15 protein-coding genes are annotated in these 20,421 nt (G+C 55.8%); 5 read left to right on the top strand and 10 right to left on the bottom strand.

Translation table 11 applies throughout. From position 1 onward, the window contains the following. Position 1 precedes the first annotated feature (1 nt). The 4 genes from bcsB to bcsR are packed head-to-tail and all read right to left on the bottom strand — an operon-like array spanning position 2 to position 5,925. On the bottom strand, positions 2-2,353 hold the full coding sequence (gene bcsB, locus OGV67_RS01115; protein WP_286464845.1) for a cellulose biosynthesis cyclic di-GMP-binding regulatory protein BcsB: 2,352 nt from the start codon (positions 2,351-2,353) through the stop codon (positions 2-4). A gap of 10 nt (positions 2,354-2,363) precedes the next feature. Continuing rightward, positions 2,364-4,970 (bottom strand): UDP-forming cellulose synthase catalytic subunit, encoded by a 2,607-nt coding sequence (gene bcsA, locus OGV67_RS01110; protein WP_012135661.1) that lies wholly within the window; start codon positions 4,968-4,970, stop codon positions 2,364-2,366. Beyond that, a complete protein-coding gene (gene bcsQ / locus OGV67_RS01105; RefSeq protein ID WP_012135662.1) occupies positions 4,967-5,719 on the bottom strand; it encodes a cellulose biosynthesis protein BcsQ in 753 nt (250 codons plus the stop codon). Before bcsQ ends, bcsA begins: the two co-directional genes overlap by 4 nt. A gap of 11 nt (positions 5,720-5,730) precedes the next feature. Then, positions 5,731-5,925, bottom strand: a complete 195-nt coding sequence (gene bcsR, locus OGV67_RS01100) for a cellulose biosynthesis protein BcsR (protein WP_012135663.1) — start codon at positions 5,923-5,925, stop codon at positions 5,731-5,733. 290 nt (positions 5,926-6,215) lie between these two features. Between bcsR and bcsE the strand changes: the two genes are divergently transcribed. From bcsE to OGV67_RS01075, 5 genes are all read left to right on the top strand, one after another. Further along, complete coding sequence (bcsE, locus tag OGV67_RS01095) at positions 6,216-7,775, top strand: cellulose biosynthesis c-di-GMP-binding protein BcsE (RefSeq protein ID WP_049009737.1); 1,560 nt, start codon at positions 6,216-6,218, stop codon at positions 7,773-7,775. Beyond that, on the top strand, positions 7,772-7,963 hold the full coding sequence (gene bcsF, locus OGV67_RS01090; protein ID WP_012135666.1) for a cellulose biosynthesis protein BcsF: 192 nt from the start codon (positions 7,772-7,774) through the stop codon (positions 7,961-7,963). The genes bcsE and bcsF overlap by 4 nt, the downstream gene beginning before the upstream one ends. Continuing rightward, complete coding sequence (gene bcsG, locus OGV67_RS01085; protein WP_115614326.1) at positions 7,960-9,639, top strand: cellulose biosynthesis protein BcsG; 1,680 nt, start codon at positions 7,960-7,962, stop codon at positions 9,637-9,639. The genes bcsF and bcsG overlap by 4 nt, the downstream gene beginning before the upstream one ends. 282 nt (positions 9,640-9,921) lie before the next feature. Then, positions 9,922-11,118, top strand: a complete 1,197-nt coding sequence (gene megL / locus OGV67_RS01080) for a methionine gamma-lyase (RefSeq protein WP_012135669.1) — start codon at positions 9,922-9,924, stop codon at positions 11,116-11,118. A gap of 115 nt (positions 11,119-11,233) precedes the next feature. Further along, a complete protein-coding gene (locus OGV67_RS01075; protein WP_012135671.1) occupies positions 11,234-12,532 on the top strand; it encodes an aromatic amino acid transport family protein in 1,299 nt (432 codons plus the stop codon). A 33-nt stretch (positions 12,533-12,565) separates the two neighbouring features. On the opposite strand, the gene OGV67_RS01070 is transcribed toward OGV67_RS01075, so the two are convergent. From OGV67_RS01070 to dppA, 6 genes are all read right to left on the bottom strand, one after another. Continuing rightward, the gene (locus tag OGV67_RS01070; RefSeq protein ID WP_058668255.1) at positions 12,566-13,768 is read right to left on the bottom strand and encodes a sigma-54 interaction domain-containing protein; all 1,203 of its coding nucleotides are present in this window, start codon (positions 13,766-13,768) and stop codon (positions 12,566-12,568) included. 154 nt (positions 13,769-13,922) lie between these two features. Next, positions 13,923-14,927, bottom strand: a complete 1,005-nt coding sequence (gene dppF / locus OGV67_RS01065) for a dipeptide ABC transporter ATP-binding subunit DppF (RefSeq protein ID WP_012135673.1) — start codon at positions 14,925-14,927, stop codon at positions 13,923-13,925. After that, positions 14,924-15,907: a dipeptide ABC transporter ATP-binding protein gene (gene dppD / locus OGV67_RS01060; protein WP_012135675.1), complete on the bottom strand. Its 984-nt coding sequence runs from the start codon at positions 15,905-15,907 to the stop codon at positions 14,924-14,926. Before dppD ends, dppF begins: the two co-directional genes overlap by 4 nt. Before the next feature lie 10 nt (positions 15,908-15,917). Continuing rightward, positions 15,918-16,820 (bottom strand): dipeptide ABC transporter permease DppC, encoded by a 903-nt coding sequence (dppC, locus tag OGV67_RS01055; protein WP_012135676.1) that lies wholly within the window; start codon positions 16,818-16,820, stop codon positions 15,918-15,920. Between the two features lie 9 nt (positions 16,821-16,829). Further along, positions 16,830-17,849, bottom strand: a complete 1,020-nt coding sequence (gene dppB, locus OGV67_RS01050) for a dipeptide ABC transporter permease DppB (protein WP_012135677.1) — start codon at positions 17,847-17,849, stop codon at positions 16,830-16,832. A 196-nt stretch (positions 17,850-18,045) separates the two neighbouring features. Then, the gene (gene dppA, locus OGV67_RS01045; protein WP_012135678.1) at positions 18,046-19,653 is read right to left on the bottom strand and encodes a dipeptide ABC transporter periplasmic-binding protein DppA; all 1,608 of its coding nucleotides are present in this window, start codon (positions 19,651-19,653) and stop codon (positions 18,046-18,048) included. Positions 19,654-20,421: the final 768 nt, after the last annotated feature.

Raw genomic sequence — 20,421 nt, 5'->3', positions numbered from 1 at the left:
ATTACTCGTTATCGGGATCGAGTCGACGACGGCTGATAATGCGCAGCAGACGCCACAGAACCCAGGCCAACAGCACGACGCTAACCGCCGCCAGTATCGCCAGCAGCACCGGATGATTCGATAACGCGTACCAGAGGCGTTCGAACCACGGTAAATGCCCTACGTAGTAAATATCGCCCACCCGCAGGCTGTTGACGCCAGACTCGCGGATCACCGACACGGAGCCAAACATAGCGGCGCGTTTTCCGCTGTCGTTCATCGCTTCGGTCAGCAGTTCATACCCGCGCGGGCTGTCTGCCAGCAGCGCCACCACGCTACGCTGGTCGTTGAACGGCGACTGGAAGCCCACTACCGCCGCCATCGCGCCAGCAGAGGTGATGGTGGATTTCGCATCCGGCGCGCGGTCGGCCTCATCCGGCATGATGCTCGGGAAGGTCGTCTGGCGCATCGGCGTGTTCACCCAACTTTGCGTCGCCTGTACCAGCAGGTCGATGCGTTTGTCATCTTTCAGTGCATCCGGGATTGTCCCGATCACCATAATATCCGCATCTTTACCCTGAATCTGGCGGCTATCGTCGGTGATGTTCAGGTTAATCGACGGGAAACCGGTCTGCGCGCCAATCGTCCCGGTCACATCCAGCAGCGTTTCCATCTGCGCTTCGTTCGGGTTTTTCGGCATCACGGCAATGGTTTCTGAAAGGTCAGCCATCCGGCTGAACGGGAAGCCCGCGTTGGCGAAGGCGCGCAGGTCCGGCATCGCGATAAAGTGATAATATTTCGAGAAATCAATGGTGGAGTCGTCGCCAATCACCACATGGTTTTGTACCGGCTGGAACGTCACGCAATTATCCACCGAGCCGCCCGGCATCGGGTTCATGTACTGGAAGTCAAAGCGCAGCTGGTTCATCGCCCCCAGCTTCAGCGCCGGGATCGACACGTCCGTTTTACCGTCAATCAGCCCCTGCAATACCGGCAAACGCAGCAGCAGGCGATTGCTTTCCTGGGTGCTGTTCAGGCTGAACGCTTGCAGGAACTGATCGTTCAGGCTGATATCCATACGCGAGCTGTCTTTGCTCGGCGGCGTGGTGTAGCGGTAGTTGAGGTTCATATCAATACCGTTGCTGCGCAGCAGATAGAGATCCGGCGGCAGATTCAGCGACAGCGAAATCGCCGCAGGTTCCAGCCCGGTGGACTGGAGCTGCTCTTTATAGGTTTTCAGCTCGCCGAACGTCACCGCACGGTCAGTACGTACCCAGTTCGGCGCATCATAAGGTTTACGCGCCAGCAGAGGCTTCACCTCATCCACCACCACGCTGTCGCCACGGAACAGGATATTCCCTTGCGCAATGCCTTTCGCCGCCTGCAACAGATCGTTATCGTCGCGGCCAAAGACCACCAGTAGCTTCACATATGGGTTGTCCGGGTGGCTGATCATCTCAATCACCGGCGCTTTTACCGGCGGATGATCGCGCAGGAAATCAGGGCGCTTGTCGTTCGTGGCAAAGACGATGGCATTACGATCCGGCAGCGTGTTGTACATCACCGGGAAATGCTGGCCGCGCCAGCCTGCGCGCGAACCGATCCATGAAGAGACAATGGATGCCGCCTGCTGCTGCATCAGATCCGGCGAACCGGCAAAGACCACAGGCAGCGTAACCTGGCGGTTGTCCCGCGGATCAAAGAATGGCACCGGGAAGTGCGACAGATCGTTTTTCACCGGCAGGGTCTGGTACGTCAGATCCAGCACGCTGCTGCGGCCAACATCCAGCCAGAGCGTACTGCTGGCCGGGTTTTCGCAGACATCGCGATAGTGCCCGACGAACTCCAGCCGCACACGGTTAAAATCGGTGATAAAGAGCGGGTTGATCGGCATCTGGGCCAACGTCTTTTTGCCCAGTTGCTCTTTCGTGACCGGCAACACGCCCATCAGCTCATCATTGAGGTAGACCTTCAGCTGCGACTGGATCGGCAGCAACGACGGCGACGGGGTGTATTCCAGGTTCAGCATCGCTTTCGACACCACCTCATCGCTGCGCATACCGAACTCAATGCTGCCATTCGGGTTCACGCCACGCAGCACCATGCTGCCCGGCGGCGGCGCGATTTGCGCGAAGGTCAGCTTCACATCGCGGGAAGGCCCGTTTTGCGCCACCACGGGCGCATCGGCGCCCGGCACGCCCGGCATTACCTGGCCGACCGGCTGCTCCGGCGTTTCTGGCGCAGGCGCTGTCGGCGCTTGCGCTGGCTCAGCATTGATCAATGGTTGCGTTGCAGGCGTCGCATTCGTCATGAAAGTGGGGAAAGCGCTTATCCCCATAGCCACTGCATAAACCCAGGAAAGTTTTCTTTTCATCGCGTTATCATCATTGTTGAGCCATCACCTGATCCGGCTGCCGCTCCGGGCGACGCGGAATAAACGACACAATCCAGGAAACCAGCGTCGTCAGAGAACGGAAAATTACTTTGACGGAAGACGGAGCAAATTCCGCAAGATGGCGGTAGCCACGGAAGCCCAGCTTCAGAATATCCAGCAGGCTTTCCAGCGGTTTGTCTTCCGGGAAGCTGTCCTGCCAGAGCGCCCACGTATCCGCGCGGGCAAATGTGCACTGCACAAAGTCGATATGTTGTTTCGTGGTCATCGGCAGCAATTGCAGCCCGACCTCATTGCCCAGCACGCGCACGACCTGAGTAGGAAAGACGTACTCTTGCTGGCCGCGTTTAAGCAATAAATTAACCTTTTGCCCTTCCAGCACCTGCGCCTGCCCGTTGATCCGAATCCCCAGGCCACCGTCGGAGAAGTCATGCACGGTGCATGAGAACAGGTGGCCATCTTCACGGGCAATGGCCGCCGGCATGGAGATTTCAACGCGGTGCGCCCGGCGTACCTGCTTACTTTCCACAGAGACCGCCACCGCGCCGCCCAGAATGATCAGGTTATAGAAAACCCACACCAGACTGACGATCACCGTGAGTATTTCGTTGGCGGGGCCGTAGTAGTAACGCCAGACGCCCACCACGACCCCCAGCAGGTTGAGCAGCACCAGGAAGATATAGGGCCGGGAAATCACCCAGTCGACATACTCTTCCTCTACCAGCCCGCCTTTCGCGGTAACGTTGAATTTCCCTTTATGCGGGTTGATCAGCGCCACCATCGTCGGCGGCGCGATATACCAGGCCAGCACCGTTTCGTAGATCTCACTCCAGAAGGAGTGGCGGTATTTCCCCTGAATCTTCGAGTTGGTGAGGCTGGCGTGAATCATGTGCGGCAACACAAACAGCGCAATCATCAGCGCGGGCGCATAGATGATATAGGCGTGCAGCAGCAGGAAAGCCAGCGGCGCCGTCAGGAAGATGAGCCGTGGAATACCCGATAAAAAGTGGAACATGGCGTTGACGTAACACAGACGCTGCGCCAGCTTTAAGCCTTTGCCGAACAGCGGGTTATCCAGACGGAAGATTTGCACCATGCCGCGCGCCCAGCGAATACGCTGCCCGATGTGCGCGGACAGGCTTTCCGTCGCCAGGCCTGCCGCCTGTGGAATGCGCATATAGGCCGAGGTGTAGCCACGACGGTGCAAGCGCAGCGAGGTATGCGCATCTTCGGTCACGGTCTCAACGGCAATGCCGCCAATCTCATCCAGCGGTTTACGGCGAATCACCGCGCACGATCCGCAGAAGAACGTCGCATCCCACATGTCGTTGCCATCCTGCACCAGCCCATAAAACAGCGTGCCTTCGTTCGGCGTTTTACGGAAACGACCGAGGTTGCGCTCAAACGGGTCCGGCGAGAAAAAGTGGTGTGGCGTCTGCATCATGGCGAGCTTTTTCTCTTTCAGGAACCAGCCCATCGTCATTTGCAGGAACGAGCGTGTCGGGACATGGTCGCAGTCAAAGATCGAGACAAACTCACCTTTCGCGTATTTCAGCGCGTTATTGATGTTGCCGGCCTTGGCGTGTTCATGCGTGGTACGGGCGATGTACTGTACGCCGACGGTCTGAGCAAACTGGCGGAACTCTTCGCGCCCACCGTCGTCAAGAATCCAGATGCTCAGCTTGTCTTTCGGCCAGTCGATGCCCAACGAGGCGTAAACGGTGTTTTTCACCACGCTGAGGTCTTCGTTGTAAGTCGGAATAAAAATGTCCACCGTCGGCCACTGCGCCATCTCTTTCGGTAGCGGCACGGGCTGGCGGTTAAGCGGCCAGACGACCTGGAAATACCCCAGCACCAGGACAATCCAGGCGTAGGTTTCCGCAAACAGCAAAATCAGCCCGCAAACCAGGCTCAGCGGGTCATCCCAGTTTAGCGTCGAGGTATAACGCCACCAGATATAACGGCATGACACCGTCAGCGACAGCACGATCAACATCAGGGCGGAGAAACGCCCCGGTATCCGCCGCACCAGCAGCGCGACGCCCCACAGCAGTATCAGGAAGATAAACTGCGACAGCGGGTTAAACGGCTGGGTAATACAGATGATCGCCAGAATCAGGGAAAAAGTGACGATGACGCCGAGGATAAAGCGGCGCACCCCGTTGCTAAGATGGCCCAGCTCTTTTTCGCTTTCCAGGTGCGTGGTCTTTTTACTGACGCGGTCGGGCAGCGTGTCCATCCACTGATGATAGCGACCGCGCACGCCCAGCAGGCGGGAGAGTGACCGCCAGCGCGGTTCGACCTTCTTCTCTTTACGCGGCGAGAAGGCCATCAACCAGAGCGTTTGAATGGCATAGCGGGCCGGGTCCAGCGGACGCGGTCGGTTGGCGTTAATGTGCGGATAGAGCGCTTTATGCTGCGCGCGAATGCGCTGCCAGCGCGGATGCTCAAGCGGAATAAAAGTCCACGCCAGAATCACCCACAGGCAGCCCAGCATCGCACTGAACGGCGACGCGCCATGACGGCGATACCCTTGATAGCGCTCGCTCAGGCGTGCGCCGACCGGCGGAATGAGAAGCCACCGGGTCAGGATGTTCATGATGCGCTCCCGGCAGGGGCGCGATTGCCCGCATAGTGCAGCAAACACCAGTTTGCCAGCGTCAGCACCTCTTCTGCCGCCAGCGAATCGCCACGGTACTCGCCCAGCGGCTGTTTCGAAGCCATACACTCCGCCATCGCTTCATCGCGATGGATCACCATCGGCAGCAAACGACGCTGGCTTTGCAGCCAGACCTGGTACAGATCGTCCTGCAACTGGCTGGCAATGCGTAAATCGTTAATCAGAATATGCGCGCCCGTGGGCAGCGCCTGTTGATGCAGCCGGATATGGCAATTGGTGTCCGCTTTTACCACCGCCAGCGTATGATCGCAGAGACTGACCAACTGTTGCGTCAGCGGTGAGACGCCGTGGGGAAGATCCAGCAAAATCCACGAATAGCGTCGGCTCTCTTTCAGTTCGCGCAGGCCAGCGCAAATAGCTCCCAGCTTTTCCGCCCATTCCTGAGGATTCTCCCGCTCTTCCACCGTAAGCTGTCCGAACGGCAGCAGATCGAGCTGGGTGGTATAACGCAGTCCGGCATCGCGCCAGTCTTTACCGTCCAGCAGCGCCCTGGCCCAGCCGTCGCGATGGGCAAAATCGACATTGAATGACATACGCAGCAGGTTATCGGGGCTGGCATCAACGACCAGCACATTTTCCCCGAGTATTTGCAGCGCCCAGGCGAGCGCCGAAGTGATTGATGTGGTGCCTACACCGCCGCGCACGCCCTGCAATCCCAGAATGGACATCCCTGACTCCCTTATGATGGTTGTTGCGCAAATTCAGCCAATAAAGGCCAACGTTTAATCGCCGCAGCCAGCTGTTCGCGTTGGGAAATATCGGTATAGTCTATTTCGGGCAAGGAGAAAGCCTGACTTAACGCCAGAAAATCATTTTGAAAGGTATAGCCCAATGCTGAATCAAACTGAGAGTCAGGTTCGTTGTTGTTATACATTCTGTATTGTGTCCCTTTTGAATATACTCACCATGCTTCAGACAATTTTTCTGGCAGCATCCCCCCCTCTTCACTGTTAATCTTCAATGCAGGGGATCGTTCATTTCTCGCCTTTCCGTTACGCAAACTGTAAGAGTAAAGAAAACACCATGACCGAGGTCGCAAGGCTTCCTGCCCGCCGAATTGATTCATATGCTAAATCTGATGTGTTTTAATTTCAATGTTAGGTTTATTTCTGAGCTTTCGCTAGTAAACTGATAAACAGATAAAATAGCGACAAGAGGGACGCTGTGGACCCCGTATTTTCTATCGGCATCTCATCATTATGGGATGAACTACGCCACATGCCTGCCGGCGGTGTCTGGTGGGTTGACGCTGATCGCAATGAAGATGCCATCAGCCTGGTGAATCAAACGATTGCCTCGCAGGCAGGGAACGCGAAAGTCGCGGTCATTTGTATGGGCAGCGATCCGGGTGAATTAATCAAATTAGATGAATCTCACGGCCCGGAAAAAATCCAGTTATTTTCAATGCCGGATTCTGAAAAGGGGTTATACTTTTTGCCCCGCGATTTGCTTTGTTCTGTTGATCCTACACATTACTTTTTCATTCTTCTTTGCGCGAATAACGCCTGGCAAAATATATCAGGGGAACGCCTTCATCAGTGGCTGGAAAAAATGAATAAATGGACCCGGTTCCATCACTGTTCGCTTCTGGTTATTAACCCTGGAAATAATAATGACAAACAGTTCTCCCTGTTGATGGGGGAGTATCGTTCGCTTTTCGGCCTTGCCAGCTTACGTTTTCAGGGCGACCAGCATCTGTTCGACATCGCGTTCTGGTGCAGCGAAAAAGGGGTCAGCGCCCGGCAACAACTGACGCTGCGCCATAAAGATGCGCACTGGGAGCTGGCCCACAAGGAAGAGGCGAACATTCAGCCGCGCAGCGACGAAAAACGCATCCTCAGCAATATCGCCGTTCTTGAAGGCGCTCCGCCGCTGTCGGAACACTGGGCGCTTTTTGATAATAACGAAACCTTGTTCAACGAGGCGCGAACTGCGCAGGCGGCGACGATCATCTTCTCCCTGACGCAAAATAGCCAAATCGAACCCATGGCGCGAAATATCCATACGCTGCGCCGCCAGCGCGGAAGCGCGCTGAAAATTATCGTCCGCGAAAATCTCGCCAGTTTGCGAGCGACCGACGAGCGACTGCTGTTAGGCTGCGGCGCGAATATGGTTATTCCGTGGAATGCGCCGCTTTCCCGCTGCCTGACGCTGATTGAAAGCGTGCAGGGACAGCAATTCAGCCGCTACGTCCCGGAAGAGATCGCCACACTCCTGTCGATGACGCAGCCCATGAAGCTGCGCGGTTTCCAGACATGGGACGTCTTCTGCGAAGCCGTACATAACATGATGAGCAACACGCTGCTGCCCGCTGACGGGAAAGGCGTGATGGTCGCATTGCGCCCGGTGCCGGGTATCCGCATCGAGCAGGCGCTGACGCTCTGCCGCCCAAACCGTACCGGCGATATCATGACTATCGGCGGCAACCGGCTGGTGCTGTTTTTATCATTCTGTCGGGTCAACGATCTGGACACTGCGCTGAACCATATCTTCCCGCTGCCGACCGGCGATATCTTTTCCAACCGCATGGTCTGGTTCGAAGATAACCAAATCAGCGCTGAACTCGTGCAAATGCGCCTGCTGTCGCCTGAACTGTGGGGCACACCGCTGCCGCTGACTCAGGGGCCGAACCCTGTGCTCAATGCCGAGCATGACGGGCGGGTCTGGCGACGTATTCCCGAACCCTTACGACTGCTGGATGACAGCGTGGAGCGCCCACAATGATGAACGTCAACGATATCATCCAGATCATCGTCTTTTGCGCGCTGATCTTTTTTCCTCTGGGCTATCTGGCGCGCCATTCGCTTCGCCGCATCCGTAACACAGCCCGACTGTTATTCGCCAGACCCCGTTATGTAAAACCCGCCGGAACCTTGCGCCGTGCAACAAACGTCAAGGCAGACAAAAAATGACTCAGCATACTCAAACCTCATCCATGCCTTCACCACTCTGGCAATACTGGCGCGGCCTTGCGGGCTGGAATTTCTACTTTCTGGTAAAGTTTGGCCTGCTCTGGGCGGGATATCTCAACTTCCATCCGTTGCAGAACCTGGTCTTCATGGCCTTTTTGTTAATGCCAGTCCCCAAACTCAGCCTGCACCGTCTGCGCCATTGGGTCGCTATCCCAATCGGCTTTGCGCTTTTCTGGCATGACACCTGGCTGCCTGGCCCACAAAGCATTATCAGTCAGGGCTCGCAGGTCGCGGGTTTTAGCGCGGACTATATGCTCGATCTGGTGACTCGCTTTATCAACTGGCAAATGATCGGCGCCGTGTTTGTGCTGCTCGTCGCCTGGCTGTTTTTATCGCAGTGGATTCGGGTCACTCTTTTTGTTGTCGCCATTATGATCTGGCTGAACGTGCTGACGCTGACAGGGCCAGTCTTTACACTGTGGCCTGGCGGCCAGCCGACCGACACGGTGACGACCACCGGCGGCTCTGCGGCGGCGACGGTCGCAACGGCAGGAGACACCCCGGTGGTCGGCGATATCCCGGCGCAGACCGCGCCTCCGACCTCAGCCAATCTGAACGCGTGGTTGAACACTTTCTATAACGCGGAAGAAAAACGAAAAACGCCGTTCCCGACGGCGCTGCCGGCCGATGCGCAGCCGTTTGAACTGCTGGTGATCAACATCTGTTCCCTCTCGTGGTCTGATGTTGAAGCCGCAGGCCTGATGTCACATCCGTTATGGTTGCATTTCGATATTCTGTTTAAGCACTTTAACTCCGCCACCTCCTACAGCGGCCCGGCGGCGATCCGCCTGCTGCGCGCCAGCTGCGGCCAGTCGTCGCACACGAATCTGTATCAACCGGCAGGCAACGACTGCTACCTGTTTGATAACCTGTCGAAGCTGGGCTTCACGCAGCATTTGATGATGGGTCATAACGGCGAATTCGGCGGCTTCCTGAAAGAAGTGCGTGAGAATGGCGGTATGCAGACGGAGCTGATGGATCAAAAAGGGCTGCCCGTCACGCTGCTGGGCTTTGACGGTTCTCCGGTTTATGACGACACCGCCGTGCTCAACCGCTGGCTGGAAACCACCGAGAAAGATCAGAACTCGCGTAGCGCAACGTTCTATAACACGCTGCCGCTGCACGACGGGAACCACTTCCCTGGCGTCAGCAAAACGGCGGATTACAAAATTCGCGCGCAAAAGCTGTTCGATGAGCTGGACGCCTTCTTTACCGAGCTGGAGAAATCGGGCCGTAAAGTGATGGTGGTGATGGTCCCGGAACACGGCGGCGCGCTCAAAGGCGACAGAATGCAGGTTTCCGGGCTACGCGACATCCCCAGCCCGTCTATCACCAACGTACCGGCAGCGGTGAAATTCTTCGGTATGAAAACGCCTCATCAGGGCGCATCGATTGAGATTGACCAGCCGAGCAGCTACCTGGCGATTTCCGAACTGGTGGTGCGCGCCCTTGACGGCAAATTGTTTGTCGAAGACAACGTCAACTGGGATCAGCTCACCCGTGGGTTGCCGCAGACCGCGCCGGTCGCTGAAAACGCCAACGCGGTGGTTATCCAGTATCAGGGTAAACCGTATGTGCGTCTGAACGGCGGCGACTGGGTGCCTTATCCGCAGTAAACGAAAAAGGCCTGATGGCGCTACGCTTATCAGGCCTACAGGTCAGGCACAATCTCCTGAAATTATGCCGATTTGTAGGCCGGATAAGACGCTTTCGTCGCCATCCGGCAAAACTCGCGCAAGCGCCGCAACACGCTGGAAAGATTCTTGCCAGCTGGCAACTTTTCTGACGACCCGTAAAAAACGAAACCCACTAACTCTTTGATATATAAAAACTCCTTTTCTGGCACAGCGATTGCTATTTGAGTGTGAGCTGTTCTGTTCCGAATCAAAGGAGATATCATGTCTGACTGTCGTACTTACGGATTCAACACCCAGATCGTTCACGCGGGGCAACAACCCGATCCTTCAACTGGCGCGCTCAGTACGCCAATCTTCCAGACGTCGACGTTTGTTTTCGACAGCGCCGAACAGGGGGCCGCCCGCTTTGCGCTCGAAGAGTCCGGGTACATTTACACCCGCCTGGGCAACCCCACGACGGACGCGCTGGAGAAAAAGCTGGCGGTACTGGAAAGAGGCGAAGCGGCGCTGGCGACCGCGTCCGGTATTTCCGCCATCACCACCACGCTGCTGACGCTCTGTGAGCAGGGCGATCACATTGTCTCAGCCAGCGCGATTTATGGCTGCACGCACGCATTTTTGTCGCACAGCATACCGAAGTTCGGTATTGACGTGAGTTTCGTTAATGCCGCCAACCCGGATGAGATCCGCGAAGCCATCCGCCCGGAAACCAAAGTGGTGTACATCGAAACGCCCGCCAACCCAACGCTCTCCCTGGTCGATATCGAAACGGTCGCCGGGATCGCCCATCAGCGGGGCGTGCTGTTGGTTGTGGATAACACCTTTATGTCGCCGTACTGCCAGCAACCCCTGCTCCAGGGAGCCGATATCGTGGTTCACAGCGTCACGAAATACATCAACGGACACGGGGATGTTATTGGCGGGGTCATCGTCGGCAAGCAGGAGTTTATCGATCAGGCGCGGTTTATCGGGCTGAAGGATATCACCGGCGGCTGCATGAGCCCCTTTAACGCCTGGCTGACGCTGCGCGGCGTGAAGACGCTGGGGATTCGCATGGAGCGCCACTGCGAGAACGCGCTGAAAATCGCCCGTTTCCTGGAAAGCCATCCGAAGATCACCCACGTCTGGTATCCGGGGCTTCCTTCGCACCCGCAGTATGAACTTGGCAGACGCCAGATGAGCCTGCCCGGCGGCATTATCAGCTTCGAAATCGCGGGTGGCCTGGAGGCTGGCAGACGCATGATCAATTCGGTAGAATTGTGCCTCCTCGCGGTCAGTCTCGGTGATACCGAAACCCTCATTCAGCACCCTGCGTCTATGACACATTCGCCTGTTGCGCCAGAGGAACGGCTTAAAGCAGGTATTACCGACGGGCTTATCCGTCTTTCTGTGGGTCTTGAAGATCCAGAAGATATTATTAACGACCTTGAACACGCCATCAGAAAGGCGACATTCTGACCATTACGGTCGGAGCTGGCCTGCGTCGGCTCCGGCTGTTGAGAATCAAGGCACAACGGCCTGGCTATACGCATCATCCTTCCCGGGGTGACGCGTATTTTGGGCAGGGGGCTCTATGCAGGACAACACATTACAATTAAGCAACAGTAAAGCGACCACCGCAGCGTTCTCAGGAAAACTACCGTTTACGAAATACGATTTTGGCTGGGTGCTGTTATGTATCGGCATGGCCATTGGCGCCGGAACGGTGCTAATGCCGGTACAGATTGGGCTAAAAGGAATTTGGGTCTTTATCACCGCGTTTATTATCGCCTACCCCGCAACCTATATCGTGCAGGATATTTACTTAAAGACGTTATCAGAAAGTGAAACCTGTAATGACTACACCGATATTATCAGTCATTACCTGGGGAAAAACTGGGGCGTCTTCCTCGGCGTAATCTACTTTTTGATGATTATCCACGGCATTTTTATCTACTCTTTATCCGTGGTTTTCGACAGCGCGTCGTACATTAAAACCTTCGGTCTGACCGATGCCGATCTCTCGCAGTCCATCCTCTATAAAGTGGCGATCTTCGCCGTACTGGTCGCTATCGCCTCCGGTGGAGAAAAGCTGCTGTTTAAAATCTCCGGCCCTATGGTGGTGGTGAAAGTAGGCATCATCCTGATCTTCGGTTTCGCGATGATTCCGCACTGGAACTTCAGCAATATTACGGCCTTCCCGCAGGCGTCGGTCTTCTTCCGCGATGTGCTGCTCACCGTCCCCTTCTGTTTTTTCTCGGCGGTGTTTATTCAGGTGCTGAACCCAATGAACATTGCCTACCGCAAACGAGAAGCCGACAGAGTGCTGGCGACGCGCATGGCCATTCGTACCCACCGCATCAGCTATATCACGCTGATTGCCGTGATCCTGTTCTTCTCGTTTTCGTTTACCTTCTCCATCAGCCACGAAGAAGCCGTTTCCGCCTTTGAGCAGAATATCTCCGCTCTGGCATTGGCTGCGCAGGTCATTCCCGGACAGATCATTCATTTCACCTCAACGGTACTGAATATCTTTGCGGTTCTCACCGCCTTCTTCGGTATTTACCTGGGTTTTCATGAAGCGATTAAGGGCATCATTCTCAACGTGCTGAGCCGGGTTATCGACGTGGAGAAGATCAATCCGCTGGTACTGACGCTTGGCATCTGTACCTTTATCGTTATCACGCTGGTCATTTGGGTATCGTTCCGCGTCTCGGTGCTGGTGTTCTTCCAGTTGGGCAGCCCGCTGTACGGCATTGTGTCGTGCATCATCCCTTTTTTCCTGATCTATAAAGTCACGCAACTGGAAAAACTGCGCGGCCTGAAAACCTGGCTGATTCTGCTGTATGGGATTTTGCTGTGCCTGTCGCCGCTCCTGAAGCTGATTGAATAACGCGTTCTGGGCGCCGTCGGCTCCTGGCGGCGCTTAACTTACCCCTTCCAGTTGGTAGCTGCGTATTTTATTCAGCACCGTCGTGTGCGAAACCCCCAACGCTTTTGCGATATGCCGGGAGGAGACATTCTCTTCCACCATCTGCTCAATCAGCTGCCGCTCAGCATGTTGCACCTGCTCTTTGAAGGGGCGGTCGGGATGCCCCGGCAACGCTTGTGACACCGTTGAAAGCCCCAAATCATCGCAGGTGATGACATCACTTTCTGACATCAGCATCAGACGGATAATGGTGTTCTCCAGTTCGCGAACGTTGCCCGGCCAGTGGTGGTGACGCAGTGACTCAAAACAGGCTTTGTCCAGTATCAGCCGCCGTTGAAACTCTTTGGCATATTTCTGTACAAAATGGCGAATCAGTAAAGTGATATCCGAAGGGCGCTCGCGCAACGGCGGAATCGTGAGTGTCAGTACGTTAATGCGATACCAGAGATCGGCGCGCAGCAGGCGCTGTTCGACCATCTCTTCCAGGTTCGCGTTGGTGGCGACAATAATACGCGCGTTAACCGGAATCACCTGCGCCCCGCCGACGCGGCGGATGCCGCCGTCCTGAAGCACCCGCAGCAGCTTGGCCTGTAAATTCAGCGGCATTTCGCCAAATTCATCAAGAAACAGCGTTCCCTTATCCGCCATTTCAAACAACCCTTTTTTCCCTCTGCCGTCCGCACCGCTGAACGCCCCTTTTTCATAACCAAAAAGTTCGCTCTCCATCAATGCCTCAGGCAGCGTTGAGCAGTTGACGGGGATAAATGGATAAAAGCGCCGCTGCCCGGAATTATGAATGGCGCGCGCCAGCAACTCTTTACCCGTGCCGGTCTCACCACGGATCAGGACGGTATATTTGCTGTCAGCGATTTTTAGCGCTTTTTCAATCAGCACCTGCATACTCTGGCTGCTACAGATAATGTCGGAGAAATAGCGCGGTCGCGTCAGTTCGGGCGTGGCCAGTTCAGAAAGATTCTCTGAGAGATAAGCGACATTAATAATGTCGGCATGTTGATTGAGGCAGGTCTGGACGCTGGAAATATCCTGCAAATGGCGGCACCAGGATTTAATCAGAATCCGACCCGGCGTGACCTTCATGGAGATAATATTAATATCGCGGCAGGAAAACTCCTTGAGGACATCCTCAACCATAGACAGACGATCGATTGTTTTAATATCCCAGCGTATCGTGACCACGTTGGCTCCAGATATTTCTGTGGCAATCAGAAATCTGCTTACATTCTAGTCGCTATGGGATAATGTTCTGCCGATGGACTCACATTGTGGAGCCAAAAAAGGAATATAAAAAAACCGGAGCACAAGGCTCCGGTTATGAGGCAATAACCAACAGTTATTGCTGTCGGTTCTCATCCTGATCGACGGCGAAACAGGCCACCAGTTGACCGCCGTAATCTTTAAGCTGCGGCTGCAACTGGGTGCAGGGGCCAAAGCGACGACGGCAACGGGCGTTGAAGGCGCAGCCCGGCGGCGGATTCAGCGGGCTTGGCAGCTCGCCGGTCAGCTTGATGCGCTCGCGGCGGTCATCCGGGTTCAAACGCGGCGTCGCGGAGAGCAGCGCCTGCGTATACGGATGGCGCGGGTTGGTAAAGATCTGCTCCTTCGTCCCTTTCTCCACGCAGCGGCCGAGATACATCACCATCACCTCATCGGCAATGTGTTCGACCACCGACAGGTCGTGCGAGATAAAGACGTAAGACAGCCCCAGCTCCTGCTGCAAATCCATCATCAGGTTCAACACCTGCGCGCGCACGGAAACGTCCAGCGCGGAGACCGGTTCATCGGCGATCACCACGTCCGGGTCAAGCATCAGACCGCGGGCGATAGCAATACGTTGACGCTGGCCGCCGGAAAACATGTGCGGGTAGCGATCGTAATGCTCGGTTTTAAGGCCGACTTTCGCCATCATCGCCAGCGCTTTTTCACGACGCTGCTCTTTGCTGAGCGAGGTGTTGATCAGCAGCGGCTCTTCCAGAATCTGCCCCACTTTCTTACGCGGGTTCAGCGAACCATACGGGTTCTGGAACACAATCTGGATTTTCTGCCGACGCAGTTTTTGCGCCTGCGGATCGTGCCTGAGCAGATCCTGCCCCTGATAATACAGTTCTCCGCCGGTCGGCGTTTCAATCATCGTCAGCAGGCGGCCCAGCGTGGATTTCCCGCAGCCGGACTCGCCCACGACCGCCAGCGTTTTACCGCGCTCAAGGGTGAACGATACGCCATCCAGCGCTTTTACCAGGCGCTCGGGCGCAAACAGCCCCTTCTTCACCGGGTAGTGTTTTTTCAGGTCGATAGCCTGCAACAGCGGCTGTTGCAAGGTGGCCTCGTGCGTACTCATAGTGTGGGCCTCCCGGCATCATCGAGTGGATAGTGGCATTTGGACTGGCGGCCGTCGCCGAGCAGATTCAGATCCGGCTCTTCGCTACGGCACTTATCCGTGGCATACGGGCAGCGCGGGTTCAACAGACAACCGTTCGGGCGGTCATATTTTCCCGGCACCACGCCCGGCAGCGACGCCAGGCGCGCTTTATCCTGCGCGAATTCCGGCAGTGCGCGCAGCAACGCCTGCGTATACGGATGACGCGGCGCGCGGAAGATATCGTGCGCCGCCCCTGTCTCTACCACCTGTCCGGCATACATTACGATGATTTTATGCGCGGCTTCCGCCACCAGCGCCAGATCGTGAGTAATCAGCACCAGCGCCATATTTTCTTTTTGCTGCAATTCCAGCAGCAGTTCGATGATTTGCGCCTGGATGGTCACGTCCAGCGCAGTGGTCGGTTCATCGGCAATCAGCAGTTTCGGACGACAGGCAATCGCCATGGCAATCATCACGCGCTGGCTCATCCCACCGGACAACTGGTGCGGATAGACATCCAGACGCGACGCCGGATCGGGAATCCCCACCTGAGTCAGCAGGTCAATCGCCCGCTGCCGACGGGTTTTCCTGTTGCCGCCCTGATGCACCTTAATCGCTTCCATAATCTGGAAACCTACGGTGTAGCACGGGTTCAGGCTGGTCATCGGGTCCTGGAAGATCATCGCCACTTCCGCGCCCACCAGGTTGCGGCGCTCTTTCTCAGAGATGCGCTGCAAGTCCTGGCCGTTGAATTCCAGTTTTTCCGCCATCACGCGGCCCGGGAAGTCAATCAGCCCCATAATCGCCAGCGAGCTAACCGATTTACCGGAGCCGGACTCGCCGACAATACCAACGACTTCGCCCTGATTTACGCTGTAGCTTACGCGGTCTACCGCGCGAAACGGCGTACCTTCGTCACCGAAGTGCACCGATAATTTATCTACGTTTAATAACGCCATCTCGAACCTCTTACTGCTTCAGTTTGGGATCGAGCGCGTCACGCAGACCGTCACCCATCAGGTTAAATGCCAGCACCGTCAGCAGGATCGCCAGACCCGGGAAGGTCACGACCCACCAGGCACTTTGTGCGAACTGCAACACGTCGGAGAGCATGGTGCCCCACTCCGGTGTCGGCGGCTGCGCACCCATGCCGAGGAAGCCCAGGGCGGCCATATCGAGAATGGCGTTAGAGAAACCGAGCGACGCCTGAACGATCAGCGGCGCAAGGCAGTTCGGGAAGATATTGACGAACATCTGGCGCATCGCGCCTGCGCCCGCCACGCGGGAAGCGGTAACGTAATCGCGGTTCACCTCCACCAGCACGGCGGCGCGGGTCAGACGCACGTAGTGCGGGAGCGCCACGAAGGTCAGCGCCAGCGCGGCGTTACCGATAGAGGGGCCAAAGATCGCCACCAGCACCAGCGCCAGCAGCAGGCTTGGCAGCGCCAGCATGATATCGACGACGCGCATGATGATGTTATCAACAATGCCGCCGAAGTAACCCGCGACCAGGCCGAGCACAATCCCCATCACCAGCGACAGCACCACCACCAGGCAGCCCACCAGCAGCGACAGACGTGCGCCATACATCAGGCGCGACAGCACATCGCGACCGACATCATCCGTTCCCAGCAGGTGCGCGATACTGCCGCCTTCCTGCCACGCAGGCGGCGCCAGCAGCACATCGCGGAACTGATCTGCCGGGTTATACGGCGCGATGACGTTCGCGAACACCGCAATCAGGATCATGATGACGACATACGCCAGACCGACAACCGCACCCTTGTTGCGTTTAAAATAGTGCCAGAACTCCTGCAACGGGGTCATCGGCACCGGTGCAGAGATAACTTTATTTTCAGTAACCTGTGACATGATGGCCCCTTACTTCTTATGACGAATACGCGGGTTCACCACGCCGTACAGCAGGTCGACCAGCAGGTTGACGAGAATAATCATCGTCGCTACCAGTAACACCCCGCCCTGTACAACCGGATAATCGCGTCGTTGCAGCGCATCAATCAGCCAACGGCCAAGGCCAGGCCACGAGAAGATGGTTTCGGTCAGGATCGCCCCTGCCAGCAGCGTCCCTACCTGCAAACCGATCACGGTCACGACCGGCAGCATCGCGTTACGCAGCGCGTGTACGATGATGACGCGCATCCTTGTGAGACCTTTGGCGCGCGCGGTACGGATATAATCTTCACCCAGCACTTCCAGCATGGAGGAGCGGGTCATACGCACGATAACCGCCAGCGGTATCGTACCGAGCACCATCGCAGGCAGGATCATGTGCGCGACAGCATCAATAAAGTTGCCCTCTTCGCCCCAGATAGCCGTGTCAATCAGCATAAAGCCGGTTAACGGATTGGAGTCATCAAGGAACACCATATCGCTGACGCGCCCGGAAACCGGCGTCAGGTTCCATTGCACCGATACCAGCATGATCAGCATCATGCCCCACCAGAAGATAGGCATAGAGTAACCGGTCAGCGCCAGGCCAACAGCGGTATGATCGAAAATGGAACCGCGCTTCACGGCGGCCAGCACGCCGACCGGAATCCCTACTGCGGTGGCGAAAATCATGGCGCAGACGCCAAGTTCCAGCGTCGCTTTAAAGCGAGGCACGAACTCGTCCCACACCGGCAAACGGCTTTTCAGCGAGATGCCCAAATCGCCATGCATCACCCCCCAGATGTAATGGAGGTACTGCTGCCACATCGGTTTATCCAGACCGAGTTCAGCCAGCAGTTGAGCATGACGCTCAGGAGAGATACCACGCTCACCTGCCATGATCATGACCGGATCGCCCGGGATCATATGGACGAAGGCAAAGGTGAGAAGGGTGATACCGATAAACGTGGGGATGACGAGTCCCAAACGTCGGAGGATGAACTGCAACATAACCCGGATTCTCTCTAATGACGCGCCGCCTGGTGACAGTGCGTCTGTATTGCTCACAAATCTTATCCCACGGCATACACCGCCGTGGGGTAAAGCATTACGCCGGGTGGCGATGCGCTTACCCGGCCTACGATCGTAGGTTCGTGCAAACGCAGCGCCGCCGGGCATGGGGTGCTCAGGCACCCCTGGCTTTTAATTATTCGACAGAGACGTTTTCGAAGTGGTGTTTGCCCAGAGGATCAACCACATAGCCTTTGACTTCTTTACGCACAGGTTCGTACACGGTGGAGTGAGCGATGATCAGCGCAGGCGCCTGGTCATGCATCACCACCTGAGCCTGTTTGTAGAGTTCAACACGCTTGTTGTGATCGTCAGTGGCGCGCGCCGGTTGAATCAAGTCTTCAAACGGCTTGTAGCACCAGCGAGAGTAGTTAGAACCGTCTTTCGCCGCAGCGCAGCTAAACAGGGTCGCGAAGAAGTTATCCGGGTCCCCGTTATCACCGGTCCAGCCCATCATCACCGCCTGATGTTCGCCTGACTTCGCACGCTTGAGGTATTCACCCCACTCGTAGGTGACAATCTTGGCCTGTACGCCAATCTTCGCCCAGTCAGCCTGAATCATCTCAGCCATACGGCGAGCGTTCGGGTTGTACGGACGCTGTACCGGCATCGCCCACAGTTCAACGGTGAAGCCTTTATCCTGGCCCGCTTCTTTCAGCAGCGCTTTGGCTTTTTCTGGATCGTAGTTGTAGTCTTTAACGTCGTCGTTATAGCCCCACATGGTCGGCGGAATCAGATTCTTGGCTTCAACGCCCGCGCCCTGATAAACCGCTTTAATGATCGCCTCTTTGTTCACCGCGTAGGTCAGCGCCTGACGGACTTTCACGTCATCAAACGGTTTCTTCTCGGTGTTGAAAGAGAGGTAGCCGACGTTCAGACCCGCCTGCTCCATCAGGTTGATGTTTTTGTCCTGCTTCATGCGCGCGATGTCCGCCGGGTTCGGGTACGGCATCACCTGGCACTCATTTTTCTGTAGCTTGGCGTAACGCACGGACGCGTCAGGCGTAATGGAGAACACCAGACGGTCGATCTGCGGCTTGGTGCCCCAGAAACCATCAAACGCTTTATACAGAATGCGGGAGTCTTTCTGGTACTGCAACAGCTGGAACGGCCCCGTACCGATTGGGTTCAGATCCACTTTCTCCGGAGTACCGGCTTTCAGCATGTTGTCAGCATATTCTTTAGAGAGGATGGAGGCGAAGTCCATCGCCAGGTCAGCGAGGAACGGCGCTTCTGGACGGGTCAGCACGAACTGAACGGTGCTATCGTCCACTTTCTTCACTTCGCTTATCAGGTCTGGCAGACCCATCCCTTCGAAGTATTCATAGCTGCCGCCAGACACTTTGTGGTACGGGTTTTCAGCATTTTTCTGACGATCGAACGAGAACACCACGTCATCGGCGTTGAAATCGCGCGTCGGTTTAAAGTCTTTGCTGTCCTGCCACTTCACGCCCTGACGCAGGTGGAAGGTGTAGGTTTTGCCGTCTTCGCTGACATCCCACTTTTCAGCGAGGCCTGGAATAACTTCGGTTGTACCGATTTTAAATTCCACCAGACGGTTATAGATAGGTACTGAGCTGGCGTCATAGGTGGTGCCGGAGGTAAACAGCTGCGGGTTGAAGCCTTCTGGAGAACCTTCTGAACAATAAACCAGAGTTTTAGCCTGTACACTTGCTGCGACGGTCATGGCCACCAGGCTCAGACCAAGCTTCAGCATCCCTGACTTCTTCAAGGAAATACTCATTCTTCTGCTCCAAATGTGATGTTGTTGTTTTACCCTTTGCAGTGGGTTTGCACCGCCTGGCCTTTTTTGTTTTTTACCCGGCCGGGTCGGCGTTAAGAGGATGGGGATTCCGTTCACATAAGCGCCTGAGTTGCAGTGCGGATTCTCCATGAAATGCCCCTCATGCCCTACAATCTGTCAACAGAATGTGAAAACGTCAATACAGGCAACCATGATTTACAACAACGGTGAGAATTCACAAACAAAGATTAAAAAAACTTCAAACGACTATTTTCAGCAGGGAAATTTGTGCTACTCCGTTAACACCAGAATTAATCGCTTCATATTTCGCAACATTTGGTGATTAACGTTTGTGCAGATTGTGAAAAATTTCTGACGAAATGCTGCATATCTGAGCGATTAATATCACGAACGCTAAAACGCACAGCGGAAAATGCTGGGCTCAGCCATAAGTAACGCAAAAAAAAATTTAAGCAAAGATAAAAAAAGACAATGGAATATGTCACAAAAACGTGAACAAACAGTGAGAAGTGATGCACATTTTTTGCCAATGGCGAAATCGCCGTAGGCCGGATAAGGCGCTTGCGCCGCCATCCGGCGTTACCGAAAATGAGCGACCGATCCTGCCTGATGGCGCAGGCCTACAATGCTGAGCCGTAGGCCGGATAAGGCGCCTGCGCCGCCATCCGGCATTGCCGAAAGTGGGCTACCAATCCTGCCTGATGGCGCTGCGCTTATCAGGCCTACAATGCTGAGCCGTAGGCCGGA

Origin of the sequence: Citrobacter sp. CK188 (assembly GCF_030333525.1) — a bacterium.
Classification (GTDB): Bacteria; Pseudomonadota; Gammaproteobacteria; order Enterobacterales; family Enterobacteriaceae; genus Citrobacter_B; species Citrobacter_B koseri.
Note: the sequence above shows the minus strand (reverse complement) of the source record. Positions and strands in the feature narration are given on the sequence as shown.